This is a genomic window from Malikia granosa (assembly GCF_002980595.1).
GTDB classification, from domain to species: Bacteria; Pseudomonadota; Gammaproteobacteria; order Burkholderiales; family Burkholderiaceae_C; genus Malikia; species Malikia granosa.
This window is the reverse complement of record NZ_PVLQ01000008.1, coordinates 170,550-193,878: the sequence shown is the minus strand read 5'-3', so window position 1 is coordinate 193,878 and position 23,329 is coordinate 170,550. Positions and strand designations below refer to the sequence as shown.

Sequence of the window (23,329 nt, the reverse complement as noted above, 5' to 3'; positions counted from 1 at the left end):
TCGGATCGGCCTCAAAAATCCAGGCTCAGTTGTGATGCGTCGGCTGACGCCGTGACAGGACGCAGGCTGCGCTTGCCGCGCTCGGCCACCCGGCCCGGCATGCCCTTGCGCGAGCCATGCTTGTCGACGATGGCGGCCTTGGCGGCGCGCACCTCGGGCTGGCCGCGCCGGGCGTACAGCCTTTGCTTGGCCGCGCGGGTGGCGGCCTCGAGATCGACCACCGGCTGCGCAATGTCGATGCCGACGCGCAGGCCGCAGCGCTGCTGCAGCTCGGGTGGCATAAGCCAGGGCTCGAAGATCCAGCTGTCCGGCACGCGGCGCAGGGCCGGCAGCCAGCGCCGCACGAAGACGCCCTGCGGGTCCTGGTCGCGCGCCTGCTTGACCGGGTTGTAGACCCGGGTGGTGTTGATGCCGGTGGTGCCCGACTGCATCTGCAGCTGGCTCCAGTGGATGCCGGGCTCGTAGTCGAGGAACTCGCGCGCCAGCCACAGGCCGACCTCGCGCCAGTGCAGCCAGAGCGGATAAGCCGCGACCGAGACCAGCATAGCGCGCATGCGGAAGTTGAGCCAGCCGGTCTGACGCAGCATCGCGACGCAGGCATCGACCAGCGGCCAGCCGGTGCGACCCTGCACCAGAGCCGCGAAATGGGCCGGATTCCAGTCCGGCTCGCGCAGGCGGTCGTAGCCGCGGTGCAGGTTGCGCGATTCGAGCGCGGGCTCGCTCTCGAGCTTCTGGATGAAATGGCAATGCCAGTAGAGCCGGCTCAGGAAGGCCTGCAGGCCCTGCCGACTACGCACCTGCGACTCGGGCAGCAAGGCGATCTGCGCGCGCGTGGCCTGCACCACCTCGCGCAGGCTGAGGCTGCCCTGGGCCAGGTAGGGCGACAGGCGCGAGCAGGCGGTGGGCGCCGACAGCGGCGACGAGATATGGCCGCGGTAGCGCTCGCAGCGCTGGTCGAGGAAGTCGTCGAGCAGCGCCAGTGCGCGCCGCCGACCACCGCGCTGGCGCTGCGGCGGCTGCCAGGGGTCCAGCCCCAGCTGCGCCGGCTGGGGCGGCGGATCGCTGGGCATGGGCGGATCGAAGAAGCGCGGCTCGGGCAAATCGGCCGGCGGCTGGGCCATCAGCGCCTCCCATTCGCGTTGCCAGCGATTGCGATCCGCCAGCCAACGCACGACACCGAACTGCGGCCATTCGCGCCAGGCCAGGCCTTTGCCGCGACACCAGCGCCCCACCGCCAGGTCGCGCGCATAGGTCCAGCCGTTGCCGGTCTCCTCGTGCGCATGCAGCGCCAGGAAGGGCGCGGTGCGGTACAGCTGCTCCAGCACCTCGACCGCCTCGCCGACCCGCACCAGCAGCCGCCCGCCCAGGCGCTGCAATTCGGCCTCCAGGTCGGCCAGGCCCTCGAGCGCGAAGCGGTAATGCTGGGTCGCGGCATCGGGCTGGGCCCAGAGTCCGGGCTCGATCAGATAGAGGCACAGCACCGGCCCTTGCCGGGCCGCCTCGGCCAGCGGCGCATGGTCGCACAGGCGCAGGTCGCGCTTGAACCAGACGACGCGGTAGCTCATGCTCAGGCGTTGGCGCGCGCTTTCAGCCAGCGCATCAGGCTGCCTACCAGCGGCAGCTTCTCGTACAGCTCCTCGGCCGCGTCCCAGTAGTCGCGGTGCAGCGTCACCAGGCCGGCGTGATCGAACTGCAGGAGGGTGGCGCCCTCGATGCGCTGCAGCTGCTCGCGCCTGAAGTCCCTGAAACGGAAGCTGAATTCCCAGCTCAGGAAGGCCTCGTTGCCCTGCAGCAGCTGCCGGGTGACGACGAAGCGCGGCTGTTCGAGCGAGTCGAACATGTGCTGGAAGATGCGCGCGATCGCCGGCACGCCGCGCACGTCGTTGAACGGGTCCTTGAAGCGCGCGTCGGCAGCGTAGTAATGGCCCAGCCGCGCGATGTCGGCCGGCTGCAGTTGCTCGAAATAGCGCACGAAGCGGGTCATGGCGTCGGGTGGCATGGTTCAGAGCCCGGTGAAGCGGCGCACCAGCGCGAAATAGGCGGAATGGGGCAGCAGCCGCAACAGCAGCAGGAAGCGGCTGAAGCGCTTGGGGAAATGGATCATGAAGCTGCCGCGCTCCCAGCCGCGCACGATCTCGGCGGCGGCCTGCTCGGGCGTCAGCAGCGCCGGCATCGGGAAATCGTTGCCGGCGGTCAGCGGCGTCGCGACGAAACCGGGCGTGATCACGCTGACCCCCAGTCCGCGCGGTCGCAGGTCGAGGTAGAGCGATTCGGCCAGGTTGATCAGCGCCGCCTTGGTCGGGCCATAGGCCAGGCTGCGCGGCAGGCCGCGAAAACCCGCCACGCTGCTGACCAGGCTGAGATGGCCATGGCCCTGCGCCAGCAACGCCGGCAACAGGGCCGCCAGCAGATGCCAGACTCCGGTCAGGTTGACCTGCTGGTGACGCAGCGCGTCCTCGAGGTCGAGGTCCATCGCGCGCATCGGCCGGTAGTGACCGGCGAGATAGCAGACCAGGTCGAGCGGACCTTCTGCGACCAGGCGATCAGCCGCCACCCGGACCGCCTCGCGATCGGTGATGTCGAGCGCCAGCGCCTGGCTGCCCGGGTGGGCTTCGACGAAGTCGTCGAGCGCAGCGGCCTGGCGCGCCGACACGATCACGCGCGCGCCGCGCCCATGCAGCAGGCGGGCCGTGGCCAGGCCGATGCCGCTGGAGGCGCCGAGCAGCCAGACGCGCCGGCCGCTCCAGTCACGAATGCGGGGATTCAGGCTCATCGCGCGGCTCCAGCCGAAGCGGCTGGTCCAGCCTGGGCAGCAGCCAGCGGCGCCGGCTTGTGGAAGCTCAGCGTGACCTCGCCCAGGCGCAGGCCGAACTTGCTCATGGTGGCGCGGTTCAGCATGACGCGCTCGTCGACCAGGTACATCCAGTCGTCGAACTGGACCTCGTAGATCTTGCCATCGACCGGCAGCTTGAGCGTGTAGGCCCAGCGGAAGGCATTGCCCGCGACCTGGCCGCTGGCCTCGCCGACCACGTCGTCGGCGCGCCCGGTGTAGCGGCCATTGCCATGGTGCGTCAGGCGCCAGACGCGGCGCTCGCGCGTGCCGTCCGAATACAGGAACTGCTCGTCGAGCACGCCCTGCTCGCCTTGCCAGCGCCCCTCCATGCGCACCGTGAAGCGCTTGACGACCGCGCCGCCCCGGTCCTGGAACATGCCATGGGCCTCGATCGGCCCGTCGAAATAGCGCCGCAGGTCGAGCGCGGGTTGCTCGGCGGCGTAGTCGCCGACCTGGGGGCCGGCACAGCCGGTCAGGAGAGCCAGGCTGGCGGCCAGTGACAAGAGCAGCAGTTTCGGTTTCATCGGGAGCTCCAGCGGTGGTGAATGTGATGCAGGCGGCTCCAGCGCCAGAGCGCGGCTGCCGCCAGCAGCTTGAGGACGCAGGGCAGCACGGCATAGGCCCAGCCCAGCGCCTGCAGGCCCTGCGGACTGCGGCTGCCCGGCTCGTAGCCCCACCAGGCCAGCAAGGGCAGCGCCAGACCGGCCGCCAGTGCGAGGTTGAGCTTGGTGGCGAAATTCCACCAGCCGAAATAGGTCGCAGCGTGCTGGTCGCGTTCGCCCGTATCGGCCAGCAGGCCGGCCAGCAAGGCGCCGGGCAGCGCAAGATCCGCCCCCAAGGCCAGTCCGGCCAGCAGACAGACCAGGCCGAACGGGATCAGGTCGCCCGTCCCCAGCGCCGCGGCCCAGCCGAACACGGCTACCGACAGCCCCATGCCGAGCAGCCAGCTGCGCGCCAGCCCCCAGGCCCGCACCAGGCGCAGCCACAGCGGCAGACCGATTGCCGCTGCCAGGAAATAGCTCAGCAGGAACAGCGGCTGTTGCGCCACCGGCGCCTGCAGCCGGTCCTCGACGAAGAACAGCACCAGCGTGGCCGGAATCGCGCTGGCGATGCCGTTGAGCACGAACACCCCGAGCAGGCCACGAAACGCCGGCTGACGCCAGGGCTGCCAGCACGAGACCTGGCCCTGCTCCACCGCGATGGCCGCCGGCAGCTGCGGCGGCTGAGGCGAGCGCCACCAGGCCAGCCAGCCCAGCGCCAGGCTGATGGCAAGGACAGCCAGCATGGCCGCTATGCCCTGCCAGGCCGGCAGGACGGAGGCCAGCAGCACCCCGAGCAGGCCAGCCCCCTCGCGCCAGGCCACGATGCGACCGCGCTCGACCTCGTCGCCGCCGAGCCGCGCGCCCCAGGCCTGGTGCGCGATCGCCAGCAGGCTGTAGCCGGCATAGCTCAGGATCAAGCTGGCACCGGCCCAGAGCAGCAAGGCATCGGCGCCGCGCACCGGGGGCAGGAACAAGCCGGTCAGGCCCAGCGCCAGCAGCAACGCGGCCAGCAACCCCTGCCCTTGCACGCTGCGCGCCGAACGACGGAACCGGCGGTCGATCCAGCGCCCGAGCAGGGGATCGACCAGCGCATCGGCCAGCCTGGCGGCCAGCAGCAAGGCGCCCAGGGTGGCCAGCGGCAGGCCGAACTCGCGCGCATAGTGGTGCGGCAGCAGCACGTACAGCGGCAGCGAGACGAAGGCCAGCGGCAACCCGAGCAGGCCATAGGCCAGTCCCTGGCGCGCGCTCAGGCCCAGGCGGCGCGGCGCCGGCCCGGCAACCGTACCGGTGGCAGTCGGCAGCTCGGATTCGGAGCCGGGCATCGCAGGCATGGCCAGTCCCGCCTCAGTCTGCCGCCAGGCCGGCCAGCAGCGCCTCGCGCAGCGCTGGCTCCGGACTGGCCGGTGCCAGCCAGATGGCAAAGAACAGGCGCGCGAACTCGGGGTCGGCCAGCTCGCCGAGCAGGTGCCCGTCCTGCTCGAAGCGCACGCCCTGGCCCGGCCGGTTCAGGCCGACGATGCGGTCGCCCGGCCTGACATCGGGCAGCGCAGCCTGCAAGGCGCGCTGCCAGCGCCGGGCCTGGGTATCGCTGAAGGAACCCAGGCGGCGCATCTCCTGGATCGAGCGCTCGGCGATCGCGCTGGCCTTGAAGGCGCGCCGGTACTCGAGCTCGAGCGCGAAGGGCTGGCTGGCGAAGGACTCGGGCCTGAAGCCGGGGCCGACCCAAAGGCGGGCCTGGTAGACCTCCAGGCCCCAGAAGCGCAGCAGGCCCTGGCCCGCCAGCCGGGCCCCCGGCAGCGACAGCAGACGACCCTGGTCAAGCACCGCAGCGGCACTCGCCGACACGGGATCGGTCGCTGCGCTGGCCAATCCGTTTGCTAGGGCAGCGACCGGCCAGGCAATGACCGGCCCTGCAGCCAGCAGGGCCAAGACGATGCGGCGCCGGGTCTTGCTCATGGCTTTTGCAGCGTGTACTGACGCACGTCGATGTCGCCGGCGCGGAAACCCGCCTCGCAATAGGCCAGGTAGAACTCCCAGACCCGGATGAAGCGCTCGTCGAAGCCGATCTGCAGCACCTCCTCGCGCCGGGCCAGGAAGGACTCGCGCCAGCGCCGGCAGGTCTCGGCATAGTCGAGGCCGAAGGCGAACTCGTCGACCACGCGCAGCCCGGCGGACTCGGCCTGGCGCCTGAACTCGGCCGGACAGGGCAGGCAGCCGCCGGGGAAGATGTACTGCTGGATGAAGTCGGTCGAGCGCAGGTAGCGCGCGAACAGCCGGTCGTCGATCACGATGCTCTGGATGCAGGCCTTGCCACCGGATTTGAGCAGCCGCTGCACGGTCTGGAAATAGGTCGGCCAGTATTCCTGCCCGACCGCCTCGATCATCTCGATCGAGCAGATCGCGTCATAGGGCCCGTCGTCGATGTCGCGGTAGTCCTGCAGCCGCAGATCGGCCCGCTCCGACTGGCCCTGGTCGGCCAGGCGCTGGCGCGCGAAGCCGAGCTGCTCGGTCGACAGGGTCACGCCGGTCACCGAGGCGCCGAACTCGAGCGTGGCCTTTTCCGCCAGCGCGCCCCAGCCGCAGCCGATCTCGAGCAGGCGCTGGCCCGGCTGCAGCTCGACCATGCGCAGCGCGCGCGCCACCTTGGCATGCTGGGCCTGGTTCAGGTCGCCATCCATGCGCCCCTCGAACCAGGCCGAGGAATAGTTCATGCTCGGATCGAGCCAGAGCCGGTAGAAGGCATTGCCGAGGTCGTAATGGGCGTGGATGTTCTTGCGGCTGTTGGCGCGCGTGTTGCGGTTGAGCAGATGCTTGATCCGGTACAGCAACCGGCCGGCCCAGTGGCCGAAGATCGCGGCATCGAGCGCCTGCCGGTTGGCGGCCAGCAGGCCGAGCAGCTCGGCCAGATGCGGCGTGCTCCAGTCGCCGGCGACATAGCTCTCGGCAAAGCCGATGTCGCCCGACTTGAGCGCGGCCGCGCAGGGCTTCCAGTTGTGCAGATGGATCACCGCGCAGGGCGAGCCCGACTCGGCCTGGCCGAAATGCTGCAACTGGCCGTCGGGCAGCTGCAGGGTCAGCGAGCCGTGGGACAGGCGCTGCAGCAGGCCGAACAGGGTACGGGCGGAAGCGGGCAGGTCGGCCGGCAAGGGCTGCAGGCCGGAAACGCCGCGTGGAAAGGTGGAGCTGTTCATGGATGGAGTCTCCCGAAGGTCAGCGGGTCAGGAATCGGTCAGGCGGAGCGGGCTTGGCATGGAAGCGCACCCGCTTGACCCAGAGCTTGAGCGCCTGCCAGTGGATGCGCCACACGATCATCAGCGTCATGGCGGGATAGCCCAGCAGCGCACGCCGCAGGCTGGCGCGCGTGACGGGCTCGAGCCGGCCGCCGACGCTGGTGCGCAGCAGCGGGCCGGCCTCGTCGTCATGGTCGACCCGCACCAGGGTCTGCAGCTCGCCGCCCTGCCCGTGGCGCAGGAAGCGGAAGCGGTAGCGCCCGGCCAGCTCGCAGAAGGGCGAGACATGGAAGACCTTTTCGGCCTGCAATTCGATACCGTAGCGCGGCTGCTCGAGCAGGTAGCAGTGGCGTTCGCCGAAGGTGTTGTTGACCTCGGCCACGATCGCGCGCAGGCTGCCGTCGGCGCGCTCGCAATACCAGAAGCTGACCGGCTTGAAGGTATGGCCGAGCATGCGCGGATAGGCATGGAGCCAGACCTCGCCATCGGCGTCGCTGATGCCCTCGGCGCGCAACAGCTCGTCGAGCCAGGCCAGCGCGCCGCCCTGCTCCGGACCGCGGCCGTCGCCATGATCGGCATCGAAGAAGCTGAGCAGCCCCGGGCGGTTCAGCGCCAGCGCGCCAGCCGCCGCCGGGTCAGCCGCCAGGCGGCGCATCGGCAACAGCAGGAAGCAGGTCGGATAGCTGAAGTCGTTGCGGCTCGGCCGCAGCCGGCTGTGGTGCACCTGGCCGAAGCCGATCAGCGGCCCGGCGCCAGGCCAGCCCGCTGGCTCGACCGCTGCTGAGGGGGTCGAGGAGGCCGAAGCGGCTGGTGCGGCCGACAGGCTCATGCGGCCTCCCGCCAGTCCTGCAGCTGCTGCTGGAGGCCGGCCGCCACCGCCAGCCCGGACTTGAGTCCGTCCTCGTGGAAGCCGTAGCCGGTCCAGGCACCGCAGAACCAGCTGTGCTGCTGACCCTGCAGCTCGCCCAGGCGCTGCTGGGCCCGGATCGCTGCCAGGTCGAACACCGGATGCGCGTACTCGTACTCGCCGATGATGCGGGCCGGATCGATCTCGCGCACCGGATTGAGCGACACGATGACATCCTGCGCGAACGGCAGCGGCTGCAGCAGGTTGAGCCAGTAATGCAGGCAGACCCGGGCCGACTCGCGGCCGTCGTCGGCGGCGCGCTCGTAGTTCCAGGCCGCCCAGGCACGCCGGCGCTGCGGCATCACCGACACGTCGGTGTGCAGCACGGCCCGGTTGGGCTGGTAGCGGATCGCGCCGAGCAGCTCGCGCTCCAGTGCGCTGGGCTCGCGCAGCAGCGCGAGCGCCTGGTCGGAATGGGTCGCGAGCACCAGCTGGTCGAAGCGCTCGGCGCCGTGATCGGTCACGATCCGCACCCCGGCGGCATCGCGCTCGATCAGCCGCACCGGCGTGTTGAGCCGCTTGTCGGCGATGCCGGCCAGGATCTTCTCGACATAGTGACGCGCACCGCCGGCCACCGTGTGCCATTGCGGCCGGTTGCTGACCTGGATCAGGCCATGGTTGTGGCAGAAGCGGATCATGGTCGCGACCGGGAACTGCAGCATCTGGTCGGTCGGGCAGCTCCAGATGCAGCCCAGCATCGGCAGGAAATACCAGTCGCGGAACGCCGCGCCGAAGCGATGGGCCGAGAGGAAGTCGCCCAGCGGCTGCATCAGCTCGGCGTCCACCCCCTGCTCGGCGATGCGGGTGCACAGCTTGTTGAAGCGCAGCAGGTCGGCCAGCATGCCGAGGAAGCGCGGATTGAGCAGGTTGCGCTTCTGCGCGAACAGCGAGGCCAGGTTGCTGCCGCTCCATTCCAGCGCGCGTCCGTTGCCAGCCGCCGGCACCTGGACCGAGAACGACATGTCGGACTTGGCGGTCGCGACGCCCAGTTGCTCGAACAGCGCGATCAGCTGCGGGTAGGTGCGCTCGTTGTAGACCAGGAAGCCGGTATCGACGCCCTGGGTGACCGGGCGGCCGCTGGCGTCGGGCAGGGTCACGTCCACCGTGTGGGTATGGCCGCCGAAATAGTCGCCGGCCTCGAACAGGGTCAAGGCCGCCTGGCCCTTGAGCGCATGGGCCACGGCCAGGCCCGAGATGCCGGAGCCGACGATTGCAATCTTCATCTTTTTCTTCCTTCAGCGGGGGGCCGGCAGGGCCAGCAGGCGTTCGATCTCGCGCCGCAGGGCCTGGCTATCGGGCCCGGTCATGCTCGAGTAGGAGGCAACCGGCTTGCCATCGCGACCGATCAGGTATTTGTAGAAGTTCCAGCGCGGCTTCTGGCCGGTGGCCTCGGCCAGCTGGCGGAAGAAGGGCGAGGCCTGGGCGCCAGCGACCGAGCTCTTGGCGAACATCGGAAACTTGACGCCGTAGGTATTGCTGCAGAATTCGGCGATCTGCTGGTTGCTGCCGGTCTCCTGGGCGAAGTCGTTGGACGGGAAGCCCAGCACGACCAGGCCACGGTCGCGGTAGCGCGCGTGCAGCTGCTCCAGGCCCTCGTACTGGCCGGTGAAGCCGCAGTAGCTGGCGGTGTTGACCACCAGCAGCACCTTGCCGCTGTACTGGCAGAGCGACTGCGGCTTCTCGTCCTGCAGCCTCGGGAAGCTGTGCTGCAGCAGGGCCGGGCAGCTGGCGGCCGGCTCGGCGGCCTGCACGGAGGCAGCGCCGAGGGCCGTCATCGCGGCAGCGGCAAAAGGCAGGCTCAAATGCAGGAATTTCATGGCGGCCTCTATTTGTCTTAGACAAAGCCAAGTATGCTTCATTTATGCAAGTCGCGTGTGACGCTCAAGACAAAGCCCCAATCCATTTTTCAGCCTCTTCCCCCGCGACCATGAATCCGACCACCGCCAGCCCTCCATCCGCCCAGCTCTGGAACATCGCCGAGATCGAGCGCGACACCGGACTGGGCAAGGACGCCCTGCGGGTCTGGGAGCGCCGCTACGGCTTTCCGACCCCGCTGCGCGATGCGCGTGGCGACCGCCTGTACGACCAGCCGCAGCTGCAGCGCCTGCTGCGGATCAAGCAGCTGCTCGACGCGGGCCATCGGCCGGGCCAGGTCGTGCCCTTGCCGCTGCCGCAGCTCGAGGCCTTGCTGCAGGCCAGCTGTGCCCCGGCGGATCAGTGCGCGGCGACCGGCCTGGACGGCTGGCTGGCCCTGCTAGAACAGGGCCAGCAGCTGCAGCTGCGGGCGGCGCTGCAGCAAGAGCTGCAGCAGCTGGGCCTGGCGCAGGCGATCGAGCAATTGCTGGTCCCGCTGGGCCAGCACATCGGCCAGGCCTGGCTGGCGAACCGGCTCTCGATCCACCAGGAGCACTTGTTCAGCGAAACCCTGCAGTCGGTGCTGCGCGAAGCCATCGCCAAGCTCGACAGCCAAGGCGACAACCGCCCGCCGCGGGTGCTGCTGACCACGCTGCCGCAGGAGCAGCACACGCTGGGCCTGCTGATGGCCGAATGCTATTTCGCGCTCGCCGGCTGCGAACGGCTCGCGCTCGGCCCGCGGCTGCCCGCGAGCGAGATCCTGGCCGCGGTCGGGCATCTCGGCATCGACATCGTCGCGCTCAGCATCAGCCTGCACGCCTCGGTGCGCGAGGTCACGGAGCAGCTGTCGCTGCTGCGCGAGCAATTGCCGCCCGCGACCGAACTCTGGGTCGGCGGCGCCTGGATCGACGCCAACCGGCGCCGCCTGCCCCAGGACGTGCGGCCGGTCGTCAATGGTGCGCAGGTCGATGCCGGCCTGGCGCGCTGGCGCGCGGCCCATGAGTGATCCGCTTGATCCTGCACCTCCGAGCAAAGACGACATGCAAGACCACACCGCCCTCCCCGCCCCGTCGATGCAGAGCCTGCGTGCGGGCTATTCGGCCCTGGTGCTGGGCGCCAGCGGCGCCATCGGCCAGGCCTTCGTGACGCTGCTGCAGTCCGATCCGCGCTGCGCCAGCGTGATCGGACTGTCGCGCCAGAGCGATCCCGGCTTCGACCTCAGGGACCCGGCCAGCCTCGAGCGGCTGGCGCTGACGCTGGCCGAGCGGGGTCCGTTCCAGCTCGTGATCGACGCCACCGGCGCGCTGCTGCTCGATGGACGCCCGCCGGAAAAGCGGCTCGACGAGCTCGATGCCGGAGCGCTGCAGGACGCGATGAGCATCAATGCGATCGGCCCGGCCTTGCTGCTGCAGCGGCTGCTGCCCCGGCTGGCCACAGGGGAGCGCGTGATCTGGGCCAAGCTGTCGGCCCGGGTTGGCAGCATCGAGGACAACCGCAAGGGCGGCTGGTACGGCTACCGCGCGTCCAAGGCAGCGCTCAACATGCTGCTGCAGACGGCAGCGATCGAGATCGCGCGCCGGCGCCCGCTGGCCGTGGTCGCGGCGCTGCAGCCCGGCACGGTGCGCTCGGGCCTGAGCCGGCCCTTCGTCGGCGAACAGGCAATGGACCCGCTCGATTCGGCCGCCCGCCTGCTGCGCGTGCTCGACGGCCTGGAACCGACCGGGCGGGCGCAGTTCGTCGACCACGCCGGACAGATCATTCCCTGGTGAGCCAGGCTGGGAGCAGGCCGTCTCAAGCGTACCGGTTCTTGTAGACCTTGACCGCGTCGCCCAGGCGCTCAGCCCGCGCCATCAGTACATGCGCGGCATCCACGCTGCCCTGCACCATGGTGGCATTCTCCTGCGTCACCCGGTCAAGTTCGGCGACCGCCACGCAGACCTGAGACACGCCATTGGCCTGCTCGTTGCTTGCGGTCGTGATTTCGCCGATCAGCTGGCTGACGCGCTGGACTTCGCGCACTAGGCCGTTCATGGTGTCGCCGGCCTGCCGGACCAAGGACGAGCCAGAGTTGACCTCCGCCACGCTTTCCTCGATCAGCGACTTGATTTCGTGCGCTGCGTCAGCGCTTCTCTGGGCCAGGCTGCGCACCTCGCTCGCCACGACCGCGAAGCCACGCCCCTGCTCGCCGGCTCGCGCAGCTTCCACCGCCGCGTTCAGCGCCAGGATATTGGTCTGGAAGGCGATGCCATCGATCAGCCCGATGATGTCGGCGATCTTTTTCGAGCTGCTCGTGATGCGCTGCATCAGCTCGACCACCTGCGCGACCACTGCTCCGCCCCGTTCGGCGGCCTGGCTGGCCCCCTGGGCCAGCTGTGTCGCCTCGCGTGCGCCGTCGGCATTCTGCACCACGGTCGAGGTGAGCTCTTCCATCGACGCAGCGGTCTGCTCCAGCCCGGAAGCCGACTGCTCGGTCCGAGCTGCCAGATCGTTGCCGGCCTGCCGGATCTGCTGGCTGACGCCCTGGACGCCTTCGACCTGCGCCTCGACATCGGCGACCAGCGAACGCAGGTTCAGTCCCGCCTGGTTCACCGACCGCATGATCATGCCGATGTCGTCGATCCGGTTGAAATGCTGCGAGCGAACCATGTTGCCGGCCGCCACCGACTGCGCGTGCTGGGCCACCTTGGCAAGGGGGCGACTGATCTGCACTTGCAGCCAGGCGTCTGCCAAGCCGCAGAGCAGCAGCGTCACCCCGGCCGCCGTTGCCAGCGGCACCGTGCCGAGCCCGAGCGAGGCCAGCAGGCCCAGCTGGCCCAGGGCGATGAAGGCCAGCACCAGACGTATGCGCGCGGCCACCGAGATCAATTGCAACAGCGAGCGCCAGGACCCGAGGCCGGTGCGCACGACCAGGCCACGATGGAAACGGCGCGAACCGGCCCGGCCGGCGCGGAAGTCGCCGTACAGCTGCTCGGCCGCGGCGATCTCCTCGCGCCTGGGCTTGGTGCGCACCGAGATATACCCGGCCACCTGCCCGTCACGCACCATGGGGGCAGCGTTCGCGCGCACCCAGTAATGGCCACCGTCCTTGCGCCGGTTCTTGACCAGCGCGGTCCAGGACATGCCCTGCTTCAGGGTCGTCCACATGTCGGCAAAGGCGGCAGCCGGCATGTCGGGATGGCGAACGATCTTGTGCGGCTGCCCCTGAAGCTCGCCGTCGTGATAACCGCTGACCTCCGCGAAAGCCTCGTTCGCGTAGGTGATGTAGCTTTGCGTGTCGGTGACCGACATCAGCGTCAAGCCTTGATCGTAGTCAAACTCTCCGTGCGTCGCCGCGGTGTTAAAGCTCATAATTCCATGTATAAACAAGACCTTATATGTGAATTTAGCTTGACCGTGCTGGATTCAACATTGCCCAGCGATGAGATGGCATTGCTGCAACCAAATGTTTTCACGGTCGTTCCATCTGAGTCAATGAACGACCACATCCAGACTTCCGAGTTGTCCCGGCTGCATGGACGACGCCTGTTGATCGCGGAGGACGAGCCCATCCAGCAGGAACTGCTGGCGCAATACCTGAGGAAACAGGGCTGCCATGTCTACCTGGCCAGCGACGGAGCGGAAGCGATTGCACAGACCAGGCGCCTGCTCCCCGATCTGGTGCTGATGGACATCAACATGCCGCACTGCGACGGACTCACCGCCTGCCGCATCCTGAAAACGGGCTGCAGGACGAGATCGGTTGACGTGATGTTCCTGTCCGGGGCGACGACGCCAGACGACCGGGTTCACGGCCTGCTGGCGGGAGCCGTGGACTACATCCACAAGCCATTCAACTTCGCGGAAGTCGGCTTGCGCCTGGCCCTCCATCTGCAAGAAAAGCCCAAGCCCGTAGTGATGCCGGCCGGTACGGCCCAAGGTTCCCCGGCCACGCTGGACGACCTGATCTTCGAGGCGGCGAGCTCCTACCTGCTGGCTCAAATGGACCGCACCCCCAAGCTCGAGCAGGTCGCGCGGGCGGCGGGCACCAACGTCAGCCGCCTGGGCCAGGCGTTCAAGCAGCGGGTCGACATGAGCGTTTTCGAGTACCTGCGCGAGGCGCGCATGCGCCAGGCATGCCAGTTGCTGAAGCAGACGCTGATGGAAATCCAGTCCATCGCGCAGGAACTCGGCTTCACGAGCGGCGCCAACTTCACTGCAGCCTTCAAGGCCCGGTTCGGGCTGACGCCCGGCCAGTTCCGCCAAGCCGGTGTCGGCAGCAGCGAGGCCTGCTGAGTGTCTGCCTGGATCAGCCGGGACTGTCGCCAGGCGGAGGCGACAGGAAAGCGGCAATCGCAGCCAATGCCTCGGTCATCGTCGCCTGCAGTCGCTGCCACGCGAGCTCGATCTGCTCCAGCGAAGCGTCCGGATCATCCACCTCGTGCGCCGTGGCTGCCAGCCGCTCCAGCCCCAGATAGCTGGCTACACTCTTGAGCTGGTGCGCCAGGTCGAGGACAAGCCCGCGATCCGCTGGCGCTGAACGCCACTCGGCGACCCCGGCCCGATAGCGCTCGAGGAACTGATGCAGGATGCGGCGGTAGGCGTTCTCGTCGCCACAGACCGCCACGCCATGCACGATGTTCATGACGAGTCCATCCAGCCCGGCAGGTTGCCGGGATGCCGATGGAGCGGCATCGAGCGAGTGTGGCCCAGGTGAAGCGAGATATTGCTGCAACATGGCGCGGCCCTCCAAGCAGTCAGCGCAGGCGGCGCCAGCCGGGGTCAGGGATGCCGTCAGGCGGATCGCAGCCGCAGCTCGGCCGCGCGGGCGTGCGCCTGCAGGCCCTCGCCATGCGCGATCACCGAGGCAATGCGGCCCAGCACCTGGGCGCCGGCCTCGCTGACCTCGATCAGGCTGGAGCGCTTCTGGAAATCGTAGACACCCAGCGGTGAGCTGAAGCGCGCGGTGCCGCTGGTCGGCAGCACGTGGTTCGGGCCGGCGCAGTAGTCGCCCAAGGATTCGCTGGTGTAGGCACCCAGGAAGATGGCGCCCGCATGGCGCAGCAGCGGCTCCCAACGCAGCGGCTCGCTCGACGACACCTCGAGGTGCTCGGGCGCGATCCGGTTGCTGATCTCGCAGGCCTCCTCCATGCTGCGGGTCAGGATCAGCGCACCGCGCCCGTTCAGGCTCTTGGCGATGATCTCGGCGCGCGGCATCTCGGGCAGCAGCTTGTCGATCGAGGCCTGCACCGCCTCGATGTAGGCGGCGTCCGGGCACAGCAGGATGCTCTGCGCCAGCTCGTCGTGCTCGGCCTGACTGAACAGGTCCATCGCGACCCAGTCCGGCGGCGTCGTGCCGTCGGCCAGCACCAGGATCTCGCTCGGGCCGGCGATCATGTCGATGCCCACCGTGCCGAACACATGCTTCTTGGCGCTCGCGACATAGGCGTTGCCGGGGCCGGTGATCTTGTCGACCTTGGGGACGGTCGCGGTGCCATAGGCCAGCGCGGCCACGGCCTGGGCGCCGCCGATGGTGAAGGCGCGCGTCACGCCGGCCACATGGGCGGCGGCCAGCACCAGCGCGTTCTTCTCGCCGCGCGGCGTCGGCACCACCATGATGATCTCGCCCACGCCAGCGACATGGGCCGGAATCGCATTCATCAGCACGGAAGACGGATAAGCCGCCTTGCCGCCCGGCACGTAGATGCCGACCCGGTCCAGCGGCGTGACCTTCTGGCCCAGCAGCGTGCCGTCCTCGTCGCGATAGCTCCAGCTCTCGCCGCTGGCGCGCTTCTGCGCCTCGTGGTAGCGGCGCACCCGCGCGGCAGCCGCCTGCAGCGCCTCGCGCTGGACCTCGGGCAGGCCGTCGAACGCTGCCTTGAGCTCGTCCTGCTTGAGCTCGAGTCCGGCCATGCCATCGACCTGCAGGCCGTCGAAGCGCTGGGTGTACTCGATCACCGCCGCGTCGCCCCGCTCCCGCACGTCGGCCAGGATAGCGGCCACGCGCTGCTCGATCGCGGCATCGGTGTCGGCCGACCAGTGCAGGCGCTGCTGGAAGCGGGCTTCGAAATCGGCGTCGGTGGTGCGCAGCACCAGCGGGGTGGCTTTCATCTTGTCGGACCTAGGGAAGGTTTCAGGCCGTGGCCTGGGCAAAGGCGTCGAGGATGGGACGGATCAGCTCGCGCTTGACCTTGAGCGCGGCCGGATTGACGACCAGGCGCGAGGAAATCTCCATGATCGGCTCGACCTCGACCAGATGGTTGGCCTTCAGCGTGTTGCCGGTCGAGACCAAGTCGACGATGGCATCGGCCATGCCGGTCAGCGGTGCCAATTCCATGCTGCCGTAGAGCTTGATCAGGTCGACGTGCACGCCCTTGCTGGCGAAGAACTCGCGCGCGATCGCGACATACTTGGTCGCGACCTTGAGGCGCGCGCCCTGGCGCACCGCATTGGCGTAATCGAAGTCGGCGCGCACCGCCACGCTCATGCGGCACTTGGCGATCTTGAGGTCGAGCGGCTGGTACAGGCCGACGCTGCCGGCACCGCCCCACTCGGCCTCGTGCTCGATCAGCGTGTCCTTGCCGCAGACGCCCAGGTCGGCACCGCCATACTGGACATAGGTCGGCACGTCGCTGGCGCGCACCAGCACCACCTGCACGTCGGCGCGGTTGGTCGGCAGGATCAGCTTGCGCGACTTCTCGGGATCTTCCAGCACCTCGATGCCGGCAGCGCGCAGCAGCGGCAAGGTCTCCTCGAAGATGCGGCCCTTGGACAGGGCCAGGGTCAGTTTGGCCTGGCTCATTGGATTCTTTCGATGTCGGCGCCGAGGGCGCGCAGTTTGACTTCCATCTGGTCGTAGCCGCGGTCCAGGTGGTAGATGCGGTCGACCACGGTCTCGCCCTTGGCCACCAGGCCGGCGATCACCAGGCTGGCGGAGGCCCGCAGGTCGGTCGCCATCACGGTCGCGCCCGACAGGCGGCCGAACTCGCCCAGACCCTCGACCAGCGCGACCCGGCCGTCGGTATGGATGCGCGCGCCCAGGCGCTGCAGCTCCTGCACATGCATGAAGCGGTTCTCGAAGATGGTCTCGGTCACGCTGCTGGCGCCCTGCGCCGCCACGTTGAGCGCCATGAACTGGGCCTGCATGTCGGTCGGGAAGCCCGGGTATTCGGTGGTGCGGAAGGTCTGGCCCTTGAGCTGGGCCGCGCCGGGCGAGGTCACGCGCAGGCCGCCTTCGACCGCATCGACCCGGACGCCGGCATCACGCAGCTTGTCGATCACCGCGTCGAGATGATCGGCGCGCGCATGGTGCAGCAGCGCCTCGCCGCCGGTGGCCGCGACCGCACACAGGAAGGTGCCGGCCTCGATCCGGTCGGCCACCACCGCATGGTCGCAGCCATCGAGCCGCTCGACGCCCTGGATGCGGATGCGGCTGCTGCCATGGCCCTCGATCCGGGCTCCCATCTTGATCAGCATCTCGGCCAGATCGGTGATCTCGGGCTCCTGCGCCGCGTTCTCGAGGATGGTCTCGCCCTCGGCCAGGGTGGCGGCCATCAGGAAGTTCTCGGTCCCGGTCACGGTCACCATGTCGGTCGTGATGCGCGCGCCCTTCAGGCGGGTGCGGCCGGCCGGCAGGCGCGCGATCATGTAGCCATGCTCGACCTCGATCTCGGCGCCCATGGCCTGCAGGCCCTTGATGTGCTGGTCGACCGGACGCGAGCCGATCGCGCAGCCGCCCGGCAGCGAGACCTTGGCCTGGCCGAAGCGCGCCAGCAGCGGGCCCAGCACCAACACCGAGGCGCGCATGGTCTTGACCAGCTCGTAGGGCGCTTCCGGCTTGATCGGATCGGCCGCCTGCAGCGTGAAGCCACCGCGCTCGCCATGGGTCTGGGCCTGCACGCCCATGTTCTCGAGCAGCTGGCGCATGGTCGCCACGTCGCGCAGGCGCGGCACGTTGCGCAGCATCACCGGCTGGTCGGTCAGCAAGGCGGCACAGAGCTCGGGCAGCGCCGCGTTCTTGGCGCCCGAGACATTCACCTCGCCGTTCAGGCGGCGGCCACCGCGAATCAGTAGCTTGTCCATCTTCAGCCCTGGGCAGCGGCCCATTCGGCCGGGGTGTAGGCCTTGATCGACAGCGCATGTACCTCGTCGTTGTGGATGCGCGGACCCAGGGTCGCATAGACCTGCTGGTGGCGCGCGATCGCGCGCTTGCCCTCGAAGGCGGCGGACACGACAACGGCGGCCCAGTGGCGGCCATCGCCCGAAACCTCCAGGTGCTCGCAGCTCAGGCCGGCGGCGATGATGGATTGCAGTTCGTCGGAAGTCATGTTCAGTGTCGGATCTTGTAGCCGGTCTTGAGCAGGTGCAGGGCCAGGCCCGCGACCAGGGCGAAAGCCCCTCCCACCACGCCCAGGCTGAGCCAGGGCGAGACGTCGCCGCGGCCGAAGAAGCCGTGGCGGAAGCCGTCGATCATGTAGAAGAAGGGGTTGAAGCGGCTGAGCTGCTGCCAGAACGGCGGCAGCGAGTGGATGGAATAGAACACGCCGCTCAGGAAGGTCATCGGCATGATGACGAAGTTCTGGAACGCCGCCATCTGGTCGAACTTCTCGGCCCAGAGACCGGCGATCACGCCGAGCGAACCGAGCAGGGCCGAGCCCAGCAGCGCGAAGGCCAGGATCCAGAGCGGCTCGGCAAAACTCAACTGGGCGGTCCAGCAGGTGGCCAGCAGCACGCCAGCGCCGACCACCAGGCCGCGCACCATCGAGGAGGCGACATAGGCCAGGAACCAGGCCCGGTGCGACAGCGGGCTCAGCAGGATGAAGACCAGGTTGCCCATGATCTTGCTCTGGATCAGGCTCGACGAGCTGTTGGCGAAGGCGTTCTGCAGCAGGCTCATCATGATCAGGCCCGGCAGCAGGAAGGCGGTATAGCCCACGCCATCGTAGACCTGCACATGCTCTTCCAGCACATGGCCGAAGATCAGCAGGTACAGGATGGCCGTCATGACCGGTGCCGCCACGGTCTGGAAGCCGACCTTCCAGAAGCGCAGCACTTCCTTGTAGAACAGGGTGGTCCAGCCGCTCATGCGCTTGCCTCCGGGTGGCCGGCCATCAGGTCGAGGAACACGTCCTCGAGATCGGCCTTGCGGATTTCGATGTCCTCGACCGCGATGCCCTGCTCGCGCAGCTGGGCCAGCAGCCGCTCGACCGCCGCCGCGTCCTGCGCCGGCAGCCGCACCACGCGGCCGGTCACGCGCGCCTGCGCCGCCAGCGCGGGCGGCAGCGCCTGGTCGGTCTTGAAGCAGAGCTGGGTCGCGACCGCCTGCTTGAGCAGCTCCGAGGTCTTGTCCAGCGCCACCACCTGGCCGAGCTTGAGCATCGCGATGCGGTTGCACAGCGCCTCGGCCTCCTCCAGGTAATGCGTCGTCAGCAGCACGGTGCTGCCCTGCTTGTTGAGCCTGGAGACGAAGGCCCACAGGGTCTGGCGCAGCTCGACATCGACCCCGGCGGTCGGCTCGTCGAGCACGATCACCGGCGGCTTGTGCACCAGCGCCTGCGCGACCAGCACGCGCCGCTTCATGCCGCCCGAGAGCTGGCGCATGTTGGCGTTCGCCTTATCGGTCAGGCCGAGGCCGTCGAGCAGCTCGTCGATCCAGTCGTCGTTGCGCTGGATGCCGAAATAGCCCGACTGGAAGCGCAGCGCCTCGCGCACATTGAAGAAGGGGTCGAACACCAGCTCCTGCGGCACCACGCCGAGGCAACGGCGGGCCTGGGCAAAGTCGGCCTGCACATCGGCGCCATGCACCAGCACGCGGCCGCTGCTGGCGCGCGACAGGCCGGCCAGGATGCTGATCAGCGTGGTCTTGCCCGCGCCATTGGGGCCGAGCAGGCCGAAGAACTCGCCCGGCTCGATGTCGAAGCTCACGCCCTTGAGGGCGTGCAGCTCCCCGCGCGCGGTGGCAAAGGTCTTGGAAACGTTCTGGAATGAGACTGCTGACATGGACCGGGGATTCTAGCCGGGCAGCAGGCTGCCGACCCCATAAAGTACGGCCAGCTCGCGCAGGCGCTGCGGCAGGGCCAGCAGGCGCAGCTCGACGCTGCGCTCGCGCGCCACGCGCGCCAGCGCCAGCAACAGCGCCACGGCGGAGGAATCGAAGTCCTGCAGCGCACCGGCATCGAGCTCGGCCGGCTCGCCAGCCGGGGTGCGGCGCAGCGCGGCCTCGCAGGCGGCCAGGCAGGCCGGCGCCTCGGCATGGGTGAGCCGGGACGGCAAGGCAGGCAATCGGCTCACGGCCTCAGCCCTTGCTGCCGACCGGCGGCTTCTCGGTGACATTGCCGCGGTTGCGCTGCGCCAGCGCCGCGATCAAGCCATCCAGGCCCTTGGCATTGATTTCCTGCGCGAACTGGCCGCGGTAGGTCTCGACCAGCCAGACGCCGAGCACGTTGAGGTCGTAGACCTTCCAGCCGGCATCGGTCTTCTCGACCCGGTAGTCGAGCTGGACCGGGTCCTTGCCCGGGCTGCGCAGCTCGGAGCGCACAATGACCTCGGTATCGCCCGGATTGGCGCGCAGCGGCTTGACGACCAGGGTCTGGTCCTTGACCTGGCTCAGCGCGCCCGAATAGGTGCGCACCAGCAGGGTCTTGAACTCGGCCTGCAGCTTCTGCTTCTGCTCAGGCGTGGCCTGGCGCCAGAAGCGGCCGACGGCCGATGCCGTCATGCGCATGAAGTTCACGTGCGGCAGCAAGCGGTTGTCGACCAGCGCGATCACCCGGGCCTGGTCGCCGTTGCGCAGCGCCGGATCGGACTTGACCGCCTCGATCAGTTCGGCGGCGACGCGCTGGATCAGCACCTCGGGGCCCTCGCTGGCCTGCGCCATGGCGCGGCCGGCCAGGCCGGAAAGGGAAAAGGCGGCCGCCCAACCCAGGGCCGTGCGGCGGTCGATGGCAAGATTCATTGGGTCTTTCCTGTCTGCAAGAGAGGCCCCGACAAGGGGCTGTTGCCAGGTCACTGTAGCCGAGGGCGATGACAGTCGCGCCCTCCGCTTACAAATGCCTGCAATTGTTTCATTCGAGGTCGTAGCGTTCCTCGGGCGGAGTCACGCCCATCTGGCTGTGGCGACGCTGCAGGTAGGAATCGCGCAGGAAGCTGTAGGGATCGAGTGCCGCCTCCTGCAGCATGTCGCCGGCGCGCAGCAGGCCGGCGCGCTGGTCGACGACGCTCAGCGCCCTCAGCTCGTTGCGGGTCGGGATATGGCCGACCTGGCCGACGGCATTGCCCTGTCCATCGACCGGCAAGGCCGCCGTGTCGCGCAACGTCGAGGGGCCGAGCAGCGGCAGCATCAGGTAGGGACCGTCAGGCACGCCCCAGCGGCCCAGCGTCATGCCGAAGTCCAGCGTGGTGCGCTCGAGGCCCATTTCCGAGGCGATGTCGAGCAGGCCGACCAGGCCGAAGGTGCTGTTGATGGCAAAGCGCATGCCGTTCTCGGTCGCCTCGCGCGGACGCAACTGCAGCACGCCGTTGACGGCCGACCAGCCGTCACGCAAGTTGCCGAAGAAGTTGTTGACGCCGGTGCGCACGGGCGCCGGCGCGACATCGACATAGGCCGTCGCCACCGGCTTGAGCAGCGCGCGGTCGACATCGACGTTGAACTGGTAGATGCCGCGGTTGAGCGGCTCGAGCGGATCGCGCGGGTCGGCCGCCGGTCCGCTGGCACAGCCGGCCAGCGCCAGCAAGGCCGTCAGCCCGGCCGTCTGCAGCAGCTTGTGGAGAGTCGAGCTCATCGCCATGTCCTTGGTCGCTGTGGCGCTCAGGGCGCCGTGGCATTGGCGGGGGAATTGCCCGCGTCAGCCGCCTTGCTGTAGAGGAACTGGCCGATCAGGTTCTCGAGCACCACGGCCGACTGGGTCTGGGTGATCACATCACCCTGAGCCAGGTTCTTCTCGTCGCCACCCGGCTCGATGCCGACATATTGCTCGCCGAGCAGGCCGCTGGTCAAGACCTTGAGCGAGCTGTCCTTCGGGAAGGCATAGCGCGACTCGAGCGCCAGCACCACCTGGGCCTGGTAGCTCTTGTCGTCGAAATTGATCGACTCGATGCGGCCGACCACGACGCCAGCGCTCTTGACCGCCGCCTTCGGCTTCAGGCCGCCGGCATTGTCGAACTTGGCCGTCACCTGGTAGGTCTTCTCGAAGCTCAGGTTGAGCAGGTTGGCCGACTGCAGGGCCAGGAACAGGATGGCGGCCGCGCCGATCAGCACGAACAGGCCTACCCAGACATCGACTTTGGAGCGTTGCAATTGGCTCTCCCTTGAATCAAACGGCAAACATCATGGCGGTCAGGATGAAATCCAGACCGAGGACAGACAGCGAGGCCATCACCACGGTACGGGTGGTCGCGCGCGACACCCCCTCGGGCGTCGGACTGGCCTCGAAACCCTGCTGCAGCGCGATGAAGGTCACCGCGATGCCGAACACCAGGCTCTTGATCAGGCTGTTGCCGATGTCGGCCCAGACGTCGACCCCGCCCTGGATCTGGCTCCAGAACGAACCGCCATCGACGCCGATCATCAGCACGCCGACGATCCAGCCGCCGATGATGCCCATCGCGCTGAAGACCGCGCCGAGCAGCGGCATCGTGATGACACCGGCCCAGAAGCGCGGCGCCAGCACGCGGTCGATCGGATCGACCGCCATCATCTCCATCACGCTGATCTGCTCGCCGGCCTTCATCAGGCCGATCTCGGCCGTCAGCGAGGTACCGGCGCGGCCCGCGAACAGCAGCGCGGTCACCACCGGACCGAGCTCGCGGATCAGGCTCAGCGACACCATCAGGCCCAGCGCCTCGGTCGAGCCGAACTTCTCGAGGATGTTGTAGCCCTGCAGCGCGAACACGAAGCCGACGAACAGGCCCGAGACCCCGATGATCGCAAGCGAGTAGTTGCCGAGGAAATGAATCTGGTCGCGAATCAGGCCGAAGCGGCGCCAGCTGCCCCAGGTGCCGAGCAGCAGGCGGAAGAACAGCCGCGCGCCGCGGCCGAGGTCAGCCAGCCAGCTGCGCACGGCGAAACCGATCTCGGCCGGTGCCAGGCGTTTCATGCAGTTCTCCTGGCCACCAGGCCAAAGTCTTCCTCGACCTCGGGACCGGGGTAGTGGAAGCGCACCGGCCCCTCGGGCGAGGCGGTGACATATTGCCGGATCAGCGGGTTGTCGCTGGCGCGGATCTCGTCGGGCGTGCCCTGCTGCGCCACCTTGCCGTTGGCCAGCACGATCACATGGTCGCAGACCGCAAAGGTGGCGTCGAGCTCGTGCGAGACCATCAGGCTGGTCAGTCCCAGCGTGTCGTTGAGCTGGCGGATCAGGCGCGCGGCGGTGCCGAGCGAGATCGGGTCCAGGCCCGAGAACGGCTCGTCGTACATCACGAGTTCGGGGTCGAGCGCGATCGCGCGCGCCAGCGCGACGCGGCGCGCCATGCCGCCCGACAATTCACTGGGCATCAGATGCCGCGCGCCGCGCAGGCCGACCGCCTGCAGCTTCATCAGCACGATGTCGCGGATCATCGACTCGGGCAGGCCGCTGTGCTCGCGCAGCGGGAAGGCCACGTTGTCGTAGACATCCTGGTCGGTGAACAGCGCGCCGAACTGGTACAGCATGCCCATGCGGCGGCGCATCGCGTAGAGGCCGTCGCGGTCGAGCTGGCCGACATCCTGGCCGTCGAACAGCACCTGGCCCTTGACGGCCTTGTTCTGGCCGCCGATCAGGCGCAGCAAGGTGGTCTTGCCACCGCCCGAGGCACCGATCAGCACCGTGACCTTGCCGCGCGGCACATGCAGGTTGATGTCCTCGAGCACGAGGCGGCCATCCCCATACCCGAAGGTGAGATCGCGGATTTCAACCAGGTGCGGTGTGGACATGGGGCAGGCTCAGAAATGAAGAAAGCCGGACTGACCGGCTTCCATATGATAAGGGATAGAGGAAAACCCTGAGCTGGA

At 68.6% G+C, this 23,329-nt stretch carries 27 protein-coding genes; 3 read left to right on the top strand and 24 right to left on the bottom strand.

The genetic code is table 11. The annotated features are described in order from the left end of the window. Window positions 1-11: 11 nt before the first annotated feature. The 10 genes from C6P64_RS02010 to C6P64_RS01965 are packed head-to-tail and all read right to left on the bottom strand — an operon-like array spanning window position 12 to window position 9,329. Window positions 12-1,565, bottom strand: coding sequence for a cryptochrome/deoxyribodipyrimidine photo-lyase family protein (locus C6P64_RS02010; protein WP_105746912.1), 1,554 nt, complete (start codon window positions 1,563-1,565; stop codon window positions 12-14). A 2-nt stretch (window positions 1,566-1,567) separates the two neighbouring features. Further along, window positions 1,568-1,999 (bottom strand): nuclear transport factor 2 family protein, encoded by a 432-nt coding sequence (locus tag C6P64_RS02005; protein ID WP_105746911.1) that lies wholly within the window; start codon window positions 1,997-1,999, stop codon window positions 1,568-1,570. 3 nt (window positions 2,000-2,002) lie between these two features. Beyond that, the gene (locus tag C6P64_RS02000; RefSeq protein WP_105746910.1) at window positions 2,003-2,773 is read right to left on the bottom strand and encodes an SDR family NAD(P)-dependent oxidoreductase; all 771 of its coding nucleotides are present in this window, start codon (window positions 2,771-2,773) and stop codon (window positions 2,003-2,005) included. Further along, window positions 2,770-3,357 carry a DUF3833 domain-containing protein gene (locus C6P64_RS01995; RefSeq protein ID WP_105746909.1) on the bottom strand — a complete coding sequence of 196 codons (588 nt, stop codon included), beginning with the start codon at window positions 3,355-3,357 and terminating at the stop codon, window positions 2,770-2,772. The genes C6P64_RS02000 and C6P64_RS01995 overlap by 4 nt, the downstream gene beginning before the upstream one ends. Beyond that, window positions 3,354-4,706: an MFS transporter gene (locus C6P64_RS01990; protein WP_245911591.1), complete on the bottom strand. Its 1,353-nt coding sequence runs from the start codon at window positions 4,704-4,706 to the stop codon at window positions 3,354-3,356. The genes C6P64_RS01995 and C6P64_RS01990 overlap by 4 nt, the downstream gene beginning before the upstream one ends. A 13-nt stretch (window positions 4,707-4,719) precedes the next feature. Further along, window positions 4,720-5,331 (bottom strand): chalcone isomerase family protein, encoded by a 612-nt coding sequence (locus C6P64_RS01985; RefSeq protein ID WP_105746907.1) that lies wholly within the window; start codon window positions 5,329-5,331, stop codon window positions 4,720-4,722. Further along, complete coding sequence (locus C6P64_RS01980) at window positions 5,328-6,566, bottom strand: SAM-dependent methyltransferase (protein WP_105746906.1); 1,239 nt, start codon at window positions 6,564-6,566, stop codon at window positions 5,328-5,330. The genes C6P64_RS01985 and C6P64_RS01980 overlap by 4 nt, the downstream gene beginning before the upstream one ends. Window positions 6,567-6,585: 19 nt before the next feature. Next, complete coding sequence (locus tag C6P64_RS01975) at window positions 6,586-7,434, bottom strand: DUF1365 domain-containing protein (RefSeq protein ID WP_105746905.1); 849 nt, start codon at window positions 7,432-7,434, stop codon at window positions 6,586-6,588. Further along, the gene (locus tag C6P64_RS01970; RefSeq protein ID WP_105746904.1) at window positions 7,431-8,735 is read right to left on the bottom strand and encodes an NAD(P)/FAD-dependent oxidoreductase; all 1,305 of its coding nucleotides are present in this window, start codon (window positions 8,733-8,735) and stop codon (window positions 7,431-7,433) included. The genes C6P64_RS01975 and C6P64_RS01970 overlap by 4 nt, the downstream gene beginning before the upstream one ends. Before the next feature lie 12 nt (window positions 8,736-8,747). Next, window positions 8,748-9,329, bottom strand: coding sequence for a glutathione peroxidase (locus C6P64_RS01965; RefSeq protein WP_105746903.1), 582 nt, complete (start codon window positions 9,327-9,329; stop codon window positions 8,748-8,750). Window positions 9,330-9,439: 110 nt separating this feature from the next. Between C6P64_RS01965 and C6P64_RS01960 the strand changes: the two genes are divergently transcribed. Beyond that, complete coding sequence (locus C6P64_RS01960) at window positions 9,440-10,372, top strand: MerR family transcriptional regulator (protein ID WP_170073024.1); 933 nt, start codon at window positions 9,440-9,442, stop codon at window positions 10,370-10,372. 34 nt (window positions 10,373-10,406) lie between these two features. Next, window positions 10,407-11,135, top strand: coding sequence for an SDR family NAD(P)-dependent oxidoreductase (locus tag C6P64_RS01955; protein WP_245911590.1), 729 nt, complete (start codon window positions 10,407-10,409; stop codon window positions 11,133-11,135). 22 nt (window positions 11,136-11,157) lie between these two features. Here the strand turns inward: C6P64_RS01955 and C6P64_RS01950 are convergent, their stop codons facing one another. After that, on the bottom strand, window positions 11,158-12,654 hold the full coding sequence (locus C6P64_RS01950; RefSeq protein ID WP_211296780.1) for a methyl-accepting chemotaxis protein: 1,497 nt from the start codon (window positions 12,652-12,654) through the stop codon (window positions 11,158-11,160). A gap of 105 nt (window positions 12,655-12,759) precedes the next feature. Here C6P64_RS01950 and C6P64_RS01945 point away from each other — a divergent pair, with 105 nt between their 5' ends. Beyond that, the gene (locus C6P64_RS01945) at window positions 12,760-13,638 is read left to right on the top strand and encodes a response regulator transcription factor (protein ID WP_245911595.1); all 879 of its coding nucleotides are present in this window, start codon (window positions 12,760-12,762) and stop codon (window positions 13,636-13,638) included. A gap of 13 nt (window positions 13,639-13,651) precedes the next feature. Here C6P64_RS01945 and C6P64_RS01940 read toward each other — a convergent pair whose 3' ends face one another. The 13 genes from C6P64_RS01940 to C6P64_RS01880 form a co-directional block, all read right to left on the bottom strand. Then, the gene (locus tag C6P64_RS01940; protein WP_170073023.1) at window positions 13,652-13,987 is read right to left on the bottom strand and encodes an Hpt domain-containing protein; all 336 of its coding nucleotides are present in this window, start codon (window positions 13,985-13,987) and stop codon (window positions 13,652-13,654) included. Between the two features lie 149 nt (window positions 13,988-14,136). After that, on the bottom strand, window positions 14,137-15,453 hold the full coding sequence (hisD, locus tag C6P64_RS01935; protein WP_105746897.1) for a histidinol dehydrogenase: 1,317 nt from the start codon (window positions 15,451-15,453) through the stop codon (window positions 14,137-14,139). 22 nt (window positions 15,454-15,475) lie between these two features. Then, complete coding sequence (gene hisG / locus C6P64_RS01930) at window positions 15,476-16,144, bottom strand: ATP phosphoribosyltransferase (protein ID WP_105746896.1); 669 nt, start codon at window positions 16,142-16,144, stop codon at window positions 15,476-15,478. Continuing rightward, complete coding sequence (murA, locus tag C6P64_RS01925; protein WP_105746994.1) at window positions 16,141-17,424, bottom strand: UDP-N-acetylglucosamine 1-carboxyvinyltransferase; 1,284 nt, start codon at window positions 17,422-17,424, stop codon at window positions 16,141-16,143. Before murA ends, hisG begins: the two co-directional genes overlap by 4 nt. A 2-nt stretch (window positions 17,425-17,426) precedes the next feature. After that, window positions 17,427-17,669, bottom strand: coding sequence for a BolA family protein (locus C6P64_RS01920; RefSeq protein WP_105746895.1), 243 nt, complete (start codon window positions 17,667-17,669; stop codon window positions 17,427-17,429). Between the two features lie 2 nt (window positions 17,670-17,671). Next, entirely contained in the window at window positions 17,672-18,427 is a 756-nt protein-coding gene (locus C6P64_RS01915; RefSeq protein WP_105746894.1) for an ABC transporter permease, read from the bottom strand. Continuing rightward, window positions 18,424-19,341, bottom strand: a complete 918-nt coding sequence (locus tag C6P64_RS01910) for an ABC transporter ATP-binding protein (protein ID WP_105746893.1) — start codon at window positions 19,339-19,341, stop codon at window positions 18,424-18,426. The genes C6P64_RS01915 and C6P64_RS01910 overlap by 4 nt, the downstream gene beginning before the upstream one ends. 12 nt (window positions 19,342-19,353) lie before the next feature. Continuing rightward, window positions 19,354-19,632, bottom strand: coding sequence for an STAS domain-containing protein (locus tag C6P64_RS01905; protein WP_105746892.1), 279 nt, complete (start codon window positions 19,630-19,632; stop codon window positions 19,354-19,356). A gap of 4 nt (window positions 19,633-19,636) precedes the next feature. Then, entirely contained in the window at window positions 19,637-20,296 is a 660-nt protein-coding gene (locus tag C6P64_RS01900; RefSeq protein ID WP_105746891.1) for an MlaC/ttg2D family ABC transporter substrate-binding protein, read from the bottom strand. Window positions 20,297-20,405: 109 nt separating this feature from the next. Then, window positions 20,406-21,122 carry an MlaA family lipoprotein gene (locus tag C6P64_RS01895; protein ID WP_105746993.1) on the bottom strand — a complete coding sequence of 239 codons (717 nt, stop codon included), beginning with the start codon at window positions 21,120-21,122 and terminating at the stop codon, window positions 20,406-20,408. Between the two features lie 26 nt (window positions 21,123-21,148). Then, window positions 21,149-21,637 carry an outer membrane lipid asymmetry maintenance protein MlaD gene (mlaD, locus tag C6P64_RS01890; RefSeq protein ID WP_105746890.1) on the bottom strand — a complete coding sequence of 163 codons (489 nt, stop codon included), beginning with the start codon at window positions 21,635-21,637 and terminating at the stop codon, window positions 21,149-21,151. A gap of 16 nt (window positions 21,638-21,653) precedes the next feature. After that, window positions 21,654-22,436 carry a lipid asymmetry maintenance ABC transporter permease subunit MlaE gene (gene mlaE / locus C6P64_RS01885; RefSeq protein ID WP_105746889.1) on the bottom strand — a complete coding sequence of 261 codons (783 nt, stop codon included), beginning with the start codon at window positions 22,434-22,436 and terminating at the stop codon, window positions 21,654-21,656. Further along, the gene (locus C6P64_RS01880) at window positions 22,433-23,251 is read right to left on the bottom strand and encodes an ABC transporter ATP-binding protein (RefSeq protein ID WP_105746888.1); all 819 of its coding nucleotides are present in this window, start codon (window positions 23,249-23,251) and stop codon (window positions 22,433-22,435) included. The genes mlaE and C6P64_RS01880 overlap by 4 nt, the downstream gene beginning before the upstream one ends. Window positions 23,252-23,329: the final 78 nt, after the last annotated feature.